This window comes from Rhodococcus sp. T9N (assembly GCF_024436645.1).
GTDB lineage: Bacteria > Actinomycetota > Actinomycetes > Mycobacteriales > Mycobacteriaceae > Rhodococcus_F > Rhodococcus_F qingshengii.
Map to the genome: position 1 here is coordinate 408,003 of NZ_JAMSKS010000001.1, position 12,525 is coordinate 420,527.

Genomic DNA, 12,525 nt, shown 5'->3' on the forward strand with positions numbered 1-12,525 from the left:
TGCAGTGCATACAGTATGCACCGTATAAGGTATACCACCGTTGAGGTATTCCCGATTTCTGGAGACGACTGATGGCCCGCGAACTGATCGACCTGCTCTGGCGCGATCACCCCCTCGCGCCGAAGGGTGGCACCCGCGGCCCGCGAGCGAAGGTCACCACCTCACAGGCGGTCGACGTCGCGATCTCCGTCGCGAATACCGACGGCCTCGACGCCGTGACGGTCCGCCGATTGGCCGCCGAACTCGGAATCTCGGGCATGGCGGTGTACACCCACGTCGGATCCCGCGACGATCTGCTGGTGCTCATGGTCGACGCCGTACACGGACACAGCCCACTCCTGCCGTACGGGAACATGACCTGGCGCCAACGTGTGCGTCGGGTCGCCGAGGAAGAACTTGCCCTCTATACGGAGCATTGGTGGCTCCTGGACATCTCCGATCAGCGCTCCGCGTTGGGTCCGGGAACTATCGCGAAGTACGACCACGAACTTCACGCCTTCGACGGCACGGGACTGAGCGACATCGACCGGGACTCCGCCCTGACATTTGTCGCCGACTTCGCCCGATCCTCGGCGCAAGCGCGGCGCCCTGACCCCCGAGCAGCCGACATGGCCGAGGTGTGGTCGTCCTGGAACCAGCGTCTGGCTGCCTATCTCGGCGACGACTTCCCGCTGGCGCAGCGAGTCGGAGGGGCGGCCGGCGAGGCCAAGAACTCCCCGTACAGCCCCGAGGCGGCCTGGGAGTTCGGGCTGGACCGGGTACTGGACGCCCTCATTCACATCGAATGACATTCCTGCAATTCGTGGGAGACAATGTGTCCGTGCAGCGTTTCGGTTGGTCTCGACGGTCCGACGGCGACCCTTCGGTGTTCGAACCGCGAGAGCTGTTGCACGCCTACGAGAATCGATCGACCCGAGAGGTACGAGATTCCGGCGAGCTTCTCATCGAGATTCCGCTGAGCGACGCAAGCATCGTCGAGATCACCGTTCTTGATGCCTCTGCGGGCTGGATCGACTCCCGCGTGCGAGGACTCTGCAGTTCCCTGGACAAGATCGACCGCCGGGCTCAATGCGTACTTCGAGGGGGATTCAGCATCGGCTGGATCGAACTCGAATCGGAGCGCCACGGCGTCATCGACTACTGGGAAAACGGGGTCAACAACGAATACCCCATCTCCATCGTGTGGAACGGAAACTCCTGGGAAGAAGCGGCAAGCACCTAGCCTCGAAATCGGCGGCATATATCCGCGAAGACGGGGTAGACGAGTAGATACCAGCGGCACATCGACTCAACTCCAGGCGTGGTGGACAATGTTTCTCAGCGACCAGTCAATTCGTCACCACACCCGCCGTTTCGGAGCAGCTCTCTCGCCTTCACACAAGTGGCCTCCGCCCACCGAAACACAGCGCATCGCACGCTGGAGTGAGCGGTCTGAGATGCTCGGCGCGCTGTCGGTACTCCTGTTCTGGGCTTTCGGCTTCGGCATCCTGCTGGGCGTCGGCGCGATCACAACAGGAATCTTCGCGCTCCGACGTCACCCGAAGAAGTCTGGCGGGCATCTGCTCTCGAATGCCCGCCAGCTGCCATGGGATGCAATAGTCGGCCTCTTCACCGGATTCATCGGTCTGGCACTGAGCGGCTGGTTCTTCGTGGTGGTCCTACCCAACATGTAGCCCTCTGCTAGCCGAGTCCGTTCGCGGAGGTGGCCAGCGCTCGGAGTTCACGTCGGAGGATCTTGCCGGTAGTGGTGAGCGGCAAGCTGTCGATGAACGTGATCTCCCTCGGGTACTGGTAGAAAGCAAGGCGACTTTTCACGTGGGTCTGCAACTCCTGACGGAGGTCCTCCGAGGAGTTCGACCCCTCGGACAGTACGACAAAAGCGTGAACCGCTTCGCCGCGCAACGGATCCGGAACACCGATGACACCTGCCATGGCTACCTCGTCGTGCGAGAGCAGGCACTCTTCGATCTCTCCGGGGCCGATTCGGTACCCCGCGGACGAAATGACGTCATCGGCACGTCCCTGGTACCAGAAGTTCCCGGCGTCATCAGTCCGACCCAGATCACCGGTGTGAATCCAACCGTCGTACACCTTTTCATCGGTCTTCGACTGCTGGTTCCAATATCCGAGGAACTGTCCGGGATTGCCTGCCTTCACACAGATCTCGCCTACCTCACCAATCTCGACCGGCTCGCCGAGTGGATCGAGGAGGGTGACTTCGAAGCCGGGGAAGGCGCGGCCCATCGAGCCGCTGGCGGGACTCCACTTCGACCGCGACGTGCCGATGGTCAGATTCATTTCCGTCTGCCCGTAGAACTCGTTGACATCTACACCGAGCGTGCTCGCAACCCAGGCTTGCAGGGCGTCACCGAGCGCCTCACCACCAGTTCCCAATGCCCGCAACTGAATACCACGTGCAGCAGTCTTGTCGATGCCGATGCTTCGCATCTGCTTGAGGGCAGTGGGCGGAATGAAGGCGCCCGTCACCTTGTGACGGCTCAGAATCTCGACCGCACGCGAAGGCGTGAATTTGTCGGGCGTCGCAACTACGGGGCACCCCAACGCAAGTGCGGGGAACAGTACGTCGAACAAACCACCGATCCAGGCCCAGTCTGCCGGCGTCCAGAAGACGTCTCCCAGCTGCGGAGCATTGTCGAACGCCGTCCGCATACCGGGCATGTGCGCCAAAAGAATTCGGTGCCCGTGGAGCGCGCCTTTCGGATTCCCGGTCGTCCCTGAGGTGTAGATGATGATGGCATGTGAATCGGGGCCCGTGGCTACCGGTTCACTACTTTCTGCGGCATCGTCGACGAGGCTGTGGAATTCGAGGATTTGCACGGGCGTCGAATCGGAGAGCCGATCGAGCCTTCCGACCACGATTACGGCTTCGAGACCCGGTATCTCACCGATTCCGTCGGCAACTCTTTCATAGCAGTCCTTCTCGACCACAAGAACTTTCGCGCCGGAGTCACGCATCCGATGTACTAACGCATCCGATCCGAACTTGACCGAAAGTGGAACGGTGACCATTCCGGATCGGAAGGCGCCCAGATGTGTCGCCAGAACCTCGATTCCCTGTGGGACCATCACACCGACGCGATCGCCTGAGACCAGGCCGAGATCCGCGAGCACGGTCGCGAACTTTCGGCTCATCGTGGCGACTTCACCGAATGTGTACCGCGCCCAGTGCCCACCGGTGTCTACGACGAGGGCCAGATCATCGGGATTCTGTACATCGACACATGCGTGCGCAATGTTGAAGTGCTCTGGCACAGCCCATTCGAAGTGTTCTGCTTCGAGGTCCTGCCACCATGACATATGCCGCCGAGAACTCACCGAGCACCCACTTCGAGGTCGAGGGAATGGGTCTCGCCTACCAGGAATGAGAATTCGCCGGAGAAGACAAGGTCTCCGTCTTGGTTGACCAGTGAGCCTTTCGACGTCACGATCGCGGTCTCACCGTCCGAGCGAGGGCGCACCGACAGCACTTCCGACACCGCATGCACCGAGTCGCCGAGGTAGGTCGGCCGGTGGAATCTGACCTGATCGAGCCCGTAGAAGCACTGCAGGTAACGGGGGTCCAACTCCACCAGACCGAGCAAGGTGGACAACATGAGAGCACCGTGGGCGATCTGGCGACCGAAGCGCGTCTGCTGCGCGTAGTCGGGGTCGAGGTGAAGAGGATGGCGGTCCCAGGTGAGGTCGGCGAAACTTCGCACATAGTCTTCGGTGACGACCCGCGGGTCCGTCACCGCAATGTCTCCGACAGAGATCTCTTCGAAACTCTTTGTGATCATTGAAGTTTCCTCTATTAGTTGACAACCGTGGGGCGTTGATCGACCGGCGGCAGATACGCCCCGTTGTCATCGATGTACATGTCGCGACTTCCTTCGTCGAGGTCGGTGTCACGGACGAAGTAGACGCTGATCAGCGAAATAACCGACAGGGCAGCGATATACACAGCGACCGCAAACGATCCGCCGGTTGCGCGAACCAACATGGCGGCAACCATCGGCGCGATTGCACCACCCAAGAGCACCCCGATCTGAAAAGCGATGGACGCTGCGCTGTACCGCACCCGTGCGTCGAACAGTTCCGCGATGAACGTCGCCTGCGGCCCGTACGAGATGCTGAGCATGAATGCGCCGACTGCCAATGCGCCGGTGGTGATCCAGAAGTTGCCGGTATCTATCGCGGCGAATGCAACGAAGACCCACACTCCCATGCCGGTGATGCCGACCATCAGGATCCGGCGTCGGCCGAATTTTTCGGACAGTTGACCGAAGATCGGAATGAAGATGACTGCAACGAGCGCGGACACCATGACCGCTCCGAGCATGAGGTTTCCGGACAGCAGATCGAACTGATCGGCGTAGGTCAGGCTGTAGGTGTTGAGGATGTAGAAGTAAGCGCCCGTGCTGATCATCGAACCTGCGGCAAGAATGATTTGACGAGGGTAGTTCTTGAACGCGTCGACCATCGGAATCTTGACCGCAGTGTTCTGCTGCTTCACGCGAGCGAATGCGGGAGTCTCTTCCAACGCGGTGCGAATGTAAAGCCCGACGGCGACCAACGCGATACTCAGCAGGAAGGGAATTCTCCACCCCCACACCAGGAATTGGTCCCCGGTGAGCGCCTTGGTGCCGAACATGACGGCCGTCGCCAGCAGAAGGCCAGCAGGCACACCGACCTGCGGCATACTGCCGTAGAAACCGCGGCGGTTCTTGGGTGCGTATTCCACAGCAGTCAGAACTGCACCGCCCCACTCACCCCCGACGCCGAAGCCCTGAATCAGTCTCAGCAATACGAGAAGAATCGGGGCCCACACACCGATCTGGGCGGAGGTCGGAAGGACGCCGACCAGGAACGTCGCTGCTCCCATCAAGAGAAGTGCGAGCACCAAGACCTTCTTGCGTCCGATGCGGTCGCCGAAGTGGCCCATCACAACACCGCCGAGTGGCCGCGCCAGGAAGCCGACAGCGAAGGTGGCGAAGGAAAGAATTGTCGCCAGCGCGGGGTCTGCGCCCGAAAAGAACAGCGGCGCAAAGACCAACGCGGCGGAGGCGCCGTAGATCTGAAAGTCGTACCACTCGATCGTGGTGCCGACCAGAACCGATCCGGCCACACGCCGCAGGGCAGGCCTGTCGACAGTTGCGGGAGATGGGGGATTCGCGTCGTTCATGTCATTGCTCCTTGTATGGAGTGCCCTGTTAGCTCTCGCACCGAGAGGGAGGCTCGACAAGGAGACTATGCAGTGATCCAGGGCACAGTCAAGCTTTTTTCAATCGATCGATTGATTAGTTGAGATGCAATTTGCCAGTACACAAACAGCTATCAATCGACTGATTGACAGCCGGCCGATTTCGGCGGCGATGCTAGCATGATTGGGCAACCAACCGAAATGAGGATCATGGACCTGGGGCGCGTTCAACGGGCGGCAGTCACGCTGTTCGCGACGAAAGGATTCGCCGCCACCGGCATTCGTGAGCTCGGAGCCGAAGCCGGCATCAACTCGGCAACGCTCTACCACTACGTCGGCAGCAAAGAGTCACTGTTGGCCTCGATCATTCGGTCCTGCCTCGACGAGCTGACGCAGTCGGGAGAGCGGGCAATGCGCCGAAGCGCCGATCCCGTAGTCCAGCTCGCCGGCCTGGTGTCGTCACACGTCGGCATTACCGCCGTCAACCAACTGACTGCCCGCGTCGCCGAGTACGAGATGCGCGGGTTGACCGGAGACAACCGCATCGAGTTGCAGACCCTGCGCGACGAGTACGAGCAACTTTTCGGACAGATCCTCGAACGCGGACAACGCGTGGGCGCCTTCGACATCGAAGATCTGGCATTGAGCCGACTCGCGATACTCGAGATGTGTACCGGGGTCGCGCATTGGTACCGGCCCGGTGGGCGTCTCGAGTTGGAAGATGTCCAGCGATTCTTCGTCAGCACCACGTGCAAGCTTCTGTCGGTTCCGTCCGACGAACTGCACGGTGTGGAGTTCATTCACGACGTCCGAAAGCTGGACAGCGAGCCCGAGACTCAGTCCTCCGAGATCTGGGGAACCACTGCACAGAGCGAATTCGCGCGACAGTCCGAGCTTTAACCGCCCCCCGAAACTCCCGGCTCTGGTACGAACTGAACATGCAACTACCCGCGGACAGTCATGTTCACAGCGAGTGGTCGTGGGACACCGGTGGACCGCTGTCGCACGCATCCGGACGAATGCAACAGACTTGCGCGCGTGCCCAAGCAATCGGATTGCCGGCGTTGGTGTTCACCGAGCATCTCGACTTCGATGGCCGGTGGCGCACAACCGCCGCAGATCTGATGCCCCATCAACATCACCTGCTGAGCACCGACGGCTATGTCCGCGCACCGATCCTGGACGTCGACGGCTATCTCGACAGCATCGAACGATGCCGACACCGTTTTCCTGAATTGCGGATACTCACCGGCGTCGAGTTCGGACAACCGCACCTGCACGAAGCGCAGGCGTCGCACCTCCTTGATCTCGGTGTCATCGACCGGGTATTGGGTTCCTTGCACACGCTCGAAGTCGGCGACGATCGGAGTGAACCGAACACTCTGTTTCGAACGTGGAGCGCCGACGAAGTCATGTGGGCATACCTCGATGAGATCCCGCGTATGGTGGCTGACTCTCGGACCTTCGAGGTGTTCACCCATATCGACTACGCGGTGCGTGCATGGCCGATCGAAAGTGCCGGACCTTTCGATCCCCGTCGATTCGAAGAGGGATTCCGAAATGCGATGCGCGCCATCGCCGACAGCGACCGGATCCTCGAGATGAACACCCGTCGGCTGTTGCCCTGGATACCCCAATGGTGGAGCGAAGAGGGAGGTAAAGCGGTGACATTCGGCAGCGATGCACATGTGCCCGAAGCTCTGGCAGCCAATTTTCCGGAAGCGACCGCGATGCTCGCGCACTACGGATTCCGTCCGGGTCAACGTCCCGAAGAGTATTGGACCCGCTGATCCGCCTGATTCCCAGACCGATATTTCCGTGAGCTCGGGTTGTCGGAGACGGATCAACCCGCAATAGTCGATGTATGGATCGGTACAAAATCACGATGCCCGACGGCTCTTCGACCGAGGAACCTTTCAATTCCGACAAGGAAGCAATCACTTGCGCAGTGGATGCGAACCGAGGAGTCAGCAAGAACCTCGTAGTCGAAAAATACACGGCCGACGGTCATCTGGTTCCAACCGCGCAGGCGCCTGCGAAACACACAGGTCGTCACAAGAAGAACCGTTCGAAGAGTTGAAAACTCGACTAGTTCACAACTCTCGAACTCGGCGTGTGGCGACCGGATGCGTGACGCAGAAGTAGTTGGATCGCGTGCTCGACAGTTGCACCGAGGACAGCTTCGGGGTCGCCCGAGAAAACCTGCTTCTCCGTTTCGGCGGTCCCATGGTCGACGACTCCGAACCACACAGTTCCGGGTCGAACGTTCTCCTGGGTATCAGGACCGGCTTCACCGGTGACGGCCAGCGCCAGCGACGCACCCATCAGAGTGGCGGTGCTGTGCGCCATGACCCTGGCTGCCTCTTCGCAGACCACTGGCCCGTCCGGAACATGAAGTACGGAATGTTTCACCTCGCGGGTGTACGCGACGATCCCACCACAAAACCACGATCCGGCGTCCGGCGCCTTTCCCAGATGTGCGGCGATGTTCCCGGCAGTCAACGATTCCGCCGTCGCCACCGACAGACCGTGTTCCTCTACTGCCGCAGCCAATTGCCTGCACATATCGTCGAGATCCTTGTCCGACGGAAGCTCGGGTCGTGGATCGCCATTCATATGTTCCTCCTCCTGCAGTCCGATCGGTGACTTCGACAAGACACTGAAAGTTCTCGAATGCCCATTCCAACCGTGCCTTACAGCTCACTGCCCCCTTGCGAACTGCACCCTTCGAAAGTGCGTCGAGCGCACTCGTCGATCACATCAGCTACACGTGACCGACGCGTGAGTTGACGGCGCTGCACGATCGCCCCGTTTCCGTTGCTGAACACCTTGTCCAAGGAGGCCGTGACCTGCTCGAATTCTCCGAATGCAGTCAACGCAGGTTCGACGTGATCCACCAATTGCCGAACCGCCTGGTGTGCAGTCAGCAAGCGCACGGATTCCACGTCCAGCGACCTCCCGTCGAGTCCGTCACGCGCCGCCCGCCAGCAAGCCGCGCGGAGTAGCTCGTGATCGACAGCAGGCGCTGCTTCACCTTTCGTGATCGCGGCGGATGCGGTACCGACGAGTGCCTGCACCAGTGTGGCCAGAGTCATCGTCTCCTCCACGGTGGCGGGCACGTCGCTGATCCGAATCTCCACGGTGGGAAGGTGATCCGACATGCGCACATCCCAATAGACCATGTGTGGATCGAGAATGACCCCTGTCTCCAGCATTGCTGCAACAGCATCTTCGTAGTGCGCCACGGACTCGAAGTAGGGCGGCGGACCCGAACTGGGCCATCGGCCGAACAGAACGTAACGCCAACTCGCATAACCGGTATCGCGACCGGCGCTGATCGGAGAGTTCGCCGTCAGTGCCAACAAGGTCGGTAACCATGGGCGCAGATGGTTGATGATCTGGACCGATCGTTCTCGATCTTCCACACCGACATGAATGTGGCAACCACACATCACACCTTCGGTGATCGCTCTGAATTGACCGGCCATTCGCTGGTATCGCGACGTTTGAGTGATCTCGTCCACCGGCGGATCGTAGAACGGCGTCCCGACTGCGATGAGTTGACAACCCACACGGGCAGCGGCGTCGGCGGTGACGGCACGCGACTCACAGAGTTGATCACGAAGATCACGAATATGGTTTCCGATCGACGTAGACGTCTCCACCTGACAGCGCGTGAGTTCGAGTTGCAGCGAGATACCGAGTTCCCGCCCGGCGGCAGCAACCTCGGAGTTGCGCAGAGTGGGATGTCCAGTCTGCGGATCGCAGAGCAAGAACTCCTCTTCGACACCGAGAGTCGGTGTACCTACCGAGAATATGTCGGGAGTCGGCTTCGCGTTCATAGGGCTTCCTCGCACCGGTTTTCATCCACATCCGATACTTCGAGCGTACGACCTTCTACCCCTTTCGGCACTACTCCGACCGTTTCATCCAGTCACCGATCGGGTAGTTGCCCTGTGGACCGACGACGAGCGAAGAATCGCAAGTCTTCATGAGCTCAGGATGGAGTGTGCCGTGACAAACGCGAGCGAAAGTTCACCGGTAGATGACGAACACACAAATCGATCGCACGTAGGGGAGGCAATCAGCGACGGTCGCAACTATCCCGGATACCTGCTGATCGGGCTGGGCCTGGCAACACTCGGATTGACCTTGGTGGCAGCAGGTTACGGATTTCGTGGTTGGGCAGTCATTGCCGGCGTCGTGTGTGTGGTGTCCTTCATCGTCGGAACACTGGCCATCTTGATGGAACACCGACGGGTCAAACGACTGGAAGGTCAGGAACTCTTCGATCAAGAAGGGCACTGAACCGACCGCTCGAGTCGTATTCTGCACAAGCAGAATACGACTCGAGCAGAACACAGCTCAGTGAGTGCGGAGCTGCTCGATCAGCTCACCCTTGTTCAGCTTCGAATAGCCGTGCAGATCGAGTTCCTTGGCACGTTTCTTCAGCTCGTCGACTGTCCACTCCTCGTACGGCGAGGATTGTCCGCCGGACTTGGCGACATTCGACCGCCCTCGATTGGCGGCCGCATTGGAGATTCGGGCCGCCTTCTCCTTGGAATCGCCCTTCTCGCGTAGCTCTTCGTAGAGTTCTTGATCCTTGAGTTGAGGTTGTGAGTCCTTGCGAGCCACTGTTTCGTCCCTTCACTCGTCTTCACTCCGACGGTGTGGCCGAACTGGCAATTCGGCCACACCGCAGGTTCGAACGTACGTCGGCACTCAGGATGTAGGCGGCACCTCGAAACGCCCCCACACGCGGTGCGTCTTCAGAAGCTGAGCCAGCGAGGCGAGCGCTCCTTCCGCGTCTGCATCGACGACGACTCCCAATGCAGACTCGTCGATACCGGCCGCAGCCAGCGCACTCATGCTCTCTCCCCAACCACCAATTGCCTTGCTGTGACGATACATTTCGTTCAGCAGAGTCTCCACCCGTGGATCCAACTTGCCCTCGCCGATCCGAGAAACGTCGCCGCTCAGCAGGATTGCATCGAATTCGATCGAACGAGCTGTGAGGTACGTTCGCTGCACCGTCACCGCGTCGTCACCGTCCCCGATGGTTCCGCCGTGCGGGCCGAGGATCAGCGGCACCATGCCGGCGTCGAAGATCTTGTCTCGAACGGCGACAACCGTTTCGAGATCGGAGTTCTCATCGACCAGTAGTGCGATGATCCTTCCGTCTACCGGCCATTCCGCACCAACCTGGGACAATGCAGGGCTGAGCTCCGGATCACTCAACGGCTCGGTCGGTTCGGGTACCGGAAGGCCAAGCCCCCCTGCGACGATCGACACGAGACCCGCATCGATGTTCGCCAAGATGCCCAGATTCCGGGTCTTGATGTTCTCCTCGTAGCACTTGCCCAATTCGAAGGTATACGCCTGCGCGACGTGCTCCTGTTCGACAGGGGAGAGACTGCGATAGAAGAGTCGAGCTTGCGAGAAGTGATCGTCGAACGATGCCGGCGCCTGCCTCACCTTTCGCCCTGAAACTTCTTCGGGCACCTCGATATAGGCCGCGCTCTCCGCCGAGGCCAAGAACGGGCACCCACCGTCCAACGAATTGGGATGGTACGGCGCAACTCCGGTATGTACACCGTCCTGATGAAAGCCGTCGCGAAGCATGTCGTTGACAGGCGCGTGAGGCCGGTTGATCGGGATCTGATCGAAATTGGGGCCACCGAGTCGCGTAATCTGGGTGTCGAGGTACGAGAACAAACGTGCCTGCAGGAGACGATCGTTGGTGATGTCGACACCCGGAACCAAGTGACCCGGATGGAATGCAACCTGCTCGGTCTCGGCGAAGAAGTTCGTCGGATTGGCGTCGAGTGTCATCGTTCCGATGACCTGAACCGGCGCGAGTTCTTCGGGCACGATCTTGGTGGGATCCAATAGATCTATGCCTTCGAACATTTCGTCTTCGGTATCAGGGAACACCTGCACGCCCAGATCCCAGGACGGATATGCGCCCGCCTCGATGGCGTCGGCAAGATCGCGTCGATGGAAATCCGGATCCACACCGCCGGCGATCTGCGCTTCCTCCCACACGAGTGAATGCACTCCGGCGGCCGGCTTCCAGTGGAATTTCACCAGATTCGTCTCGCCGTCGGCATTCACGAGCCTGAACGTGTGAATACCGAAGCCCTCCATCATGCGATAGGAGCGCGGGATGCCGCGATCGGACATGTTCCACAATGTGTGCGCCGTGGCCTCGGTGTGCAGCGACACGAAATCCCAGAATGTGTCGTGCGCGCTCTGCGCCTGCGGGATCTCGCGGTCCGGGTGGGGCTTCGCGGCATGGATGATGTCCGGGAATTTGATGCCGTCCTGAATGAAGAACACCGGGATGTTGTTGCCCACCAGGTCGAAGACACCTTCGTCGGTGTAGAACTTGGTGGCGAAACCGCGTGTGTCGCGTACGGTGTCCGCCGAACCTCGTGAACCCAGCACCGTCGAGAACCGCACGAACACCGGGGTTCGAGCACCGGAAGCGAACACCGATGCTTTACAGATGTTTTCGGCCGCGCCATTCGCCAGGAACATTCCGTGTGCGGCCGCCCCGCGGGCGTGGACGACGCGCTCCGGAATTCGCTCGTGATCGAAGTGTGTAATCTTCTCACGCAGGTGGTGGTCTTGAAGAAGAGTCGGGCCGCGCTCGCCGGCAGTGAGTGAGTGGTCGGTCTCGTAGAGACGTGTACCGGTTGCGGTGGTGAGGTACTCCCCCCGCTGGCCGCGACCGTTTCCCTTCACCTTCTCCTCGGCACCCGCGACGGTACGCACCTCCGGCTGCCGCTGGTCATCCTTGGGCGGCAACGGCTGTCGAGGCTTGACCGGCTCTTTCAGGTCCGGCGCTTTCGGGGCCGGTGCACCTGGGACGGACTGAGATGAAGGCATCGAACAGCTCCTCTTGATCGTCATGCTGGGCGCAAGAATCTTGTTACGCCTTATGTAAGTAGAGATTTCAAACTGAACGCGGAGCCACGACTCACCCCCGGATGGGATCAATCCCAGGCCGAGGGTGACGAGTGCGTCAGGGGCTATTGCTCGGACTTCTGTCGCGCTTCGTCCGCGGCCGCTTCTGCGCGAGCCTTCTCGGCTTCTGCCTCTTTCTTCGCGACTTCTCGCTGGCTTTCGGCCTTGTCCTGCTGGGCGCGGCCCTCTCGGGTCAAACTGTCGTTTCCGGAAACCGCACCCACCGCTTCCTTGGCCTTACCCTTGACGTCCTCTACGACGCCTTTGATTCCCTCGCTGGGACCGCTCTTGTCATCTGGCACGTTGACCCTCCAATACGTTTCGGATTGTTGCTCCGGGATCCCACACAGGTAGGA

The 12,525-nt window shown here is 60.2% G+C and carries 14 protein-coding genes; 6 read left to right on the top strand and 8 right to left on the bottom strand.

All coding sequences use genetic code 11. The features are described 5' to 3' along the window. Nucleotides 1-71: 71 nt before the first annotated feature. From M1L53_RS01940 to M1L53_RS01950, 3 genes are all read left to right on the top strand, one after another. The gene (locus tag M1L53_RS01940) at nt 72-788 is read left to right on the top strand and encodes a TetR/AcrR family transcriptional regulator (protein ID WP_054188311.1); all 717 of its coding nucleotides are present in this window, start codon (nt 72-74) and stop codon (nt 786-788) included. Then, the gene (locus tag M1L53_RS01945) at nt 785-1,222 is read left to right on the top strand and encodes a hypothetical protein (RefSeq protein ID WP_030537423.1); all 438 of its coding nucleotides are present in this window, start codon (nt 785-787) and stop codon (nt 1,220-1,222) included. Before M1L53_RS01940 ends, M1L53_RS01945 begins: the two co-directional genes overlap by 4 nt. An 88-nt stretch (nt 1,223-1,310) precedes the next feature. Continuing rightward, the gene (locus M1L53_RS01950) at nt 1,311-1,673 is read left to right on the top strand and encodes a hypothetical protein (protein ID WP_225320185.1); all 363 of its coding nucleotides are present in this window, start codon (nt 1,311-1,313) and stop codon (nt 1,671-1,673) included. A 7-nt stretch (nt 1,674-1,680) separates the two neighbouring features. Here the strand turns inward: M1L53_RS01950 and M1L53_RS01955 are convergent, their stop codons facing one another. The 3 genes from M1L53_RS01955 to M1L53_RS01965 are packed head-to-tail and all read right to left on the bottom strand — an operon-like array spanning nt 1,681 to nt 5,182. Then, complete coding sequence (locus tag M1L53_RS01955; protein WP_054188312.1) at nt 1,681-3,318, bottom strand: AMP-binding protein; 1,638 nt, start codon at nt 3,316-3,318, stop codon at nt 1,681-1,683. A gap of 14 nt (nt 3,319-3,332) precedes the next feature. Beyond that, a complete protein-coding gene (locus tag M1L53_RS01960; RefSeq protein WP_003943225.1) occupies nt 3,333-3,797 on the bottom strand; it encodes a MaoC/PaaZ C-terminal domain-containing protein in 465 nt (154 codons plus the stop codon). Between the two features lie 14 nt (nt 3,798-3,811). Further along, the gene (locus tag M1L53_RS01965; protein ID WP_054188313.1) at nt 3,812-5,182 is read right to left on the bottom strand and encodes an MFS transporter; all 1,371 of its coding nucleotides are present in this window, start codon (nt 5,180-5,182) and stop codon (nt 3,812-3,814) included. Between the two features lie 219 nt (nt 5,183-5,401). Between M1L53_RS01965 and M1L53_RS01970 the strand changes: the two genes are divergently transcribed. Together M1L53_RS01970 and M1L53_RS01975 are read left to right on the top strand one after the other, a co-directional pair. After that, complete coding sequence (locus M1L53_RS01970; RefSeq protein WP_225320187.1) at nt 5,402-6,100, top strand: TetR/AcrR family transcriptional regulator; 699 nt, start codon at nt 5,402-5,404, stop codon at nt 6,098-6,100. Nucleotides 6,101-6,138: 38 nt separating this feature from the next. After that, on the top strand, nt 6,139-6,990 hold the full coding sequence (locus M1L53_RS01975; RefSeq protein ID WP_007735694.1) for a PHP domain-containing protein: 852 nt from the start codon (nt 6,139-6,141) through the stop codon (nt 6,988-6,990). A 298-nt stretch (nt 6,991-7,288) separates the two neighbouring features. Here M1L53_RS01975 and M1L53_RS01980 read toward each other — a convergent pair whose 3' ends face one another. Together M1L53_RS01980 and M1L53_RS01985 are read right to left on the bottom strand one after the other, a co-directional pair. Then, entirely contained in the window at nt 7,289-7,816 is a 528-nt protein-coding gene (locus M1L53_RS01980; protein ID WP_007735692.1) for a CinA family protein, read from the bottom strand. A 77-nt stretch (nt 7,817-7,893) separates the two neighbouring features. Further along, complete coding sequence (locus M1L53_RS01985) at nt 7,894-9,042, bottom strand: glutamate--cysteine ligase (RefSeq protein WP_007735690.1); 1,149 nt, start codon at nt 9,040-9,042, stop codon at nt 7,894-7,896. A gap of 160 nt (nt 9,043-9,202) precedes the next feature. Between M1L53_RS01985 and M1L53_RS01990 the strand changes: the two genes are divergently transcribed. Further along, nucleotides 9,203-9,508: a hypothetical protein gene (locus M1L53_RS01990; RefSeq protein WP_007735689.1), complete on the top strand. Its 306-nt coding sequence runs from the start codon at nt 9,203-9,205 to the stop codon at nt 9,506-9,508. Between the two features lie 57 nt (nt 9,509-9,565). On the opposite strand, the gene M1L53_RS01995 is transcribed toward M1L53_RS01990, so the two are convergent. From M1L53_RS01995 to M1L53_RS02005, 3 genes are all read right to left on the bottom strand, one after another. After that, nucleotides 9,566-9,835 carry a Rho termination factor N-terminal domain-containing protein gene (locus tag M1L53_RS01995; protein WP_003943161.1) on the bottom strand — a complete coding sequence of 90 codons (270 nt, stop codon included), beginning with the start codon at nt 9,833-9,835 and terminating at the stop codon, nt 9,566-9,568. Between the two features lie 87 nt (nt 9,836-9,922). Further along, nucleotides 9,923-12,091, bottom strand: a complete 2,169-nt coding sequence (locus tag M1L53_RS02000; protein ID WP_054188314.1) for a catalase — start codon at nt 12,089-12,091, stop codon at nt 9,923-9,925. 143 nt (nt 12,092-12,234) lie between these two features. Next, a complete protein-coding gene (locus tag M1L53_RS02005) occupies nt 12,235-12,471 on the bottom strand; it encodes a CsbD family protein (protein WP_003943084.1) in 237 nt (78 codons plus the stop codon). Nucleotides 12,472-12,525 lie beyond the last annotated feature (54 nt).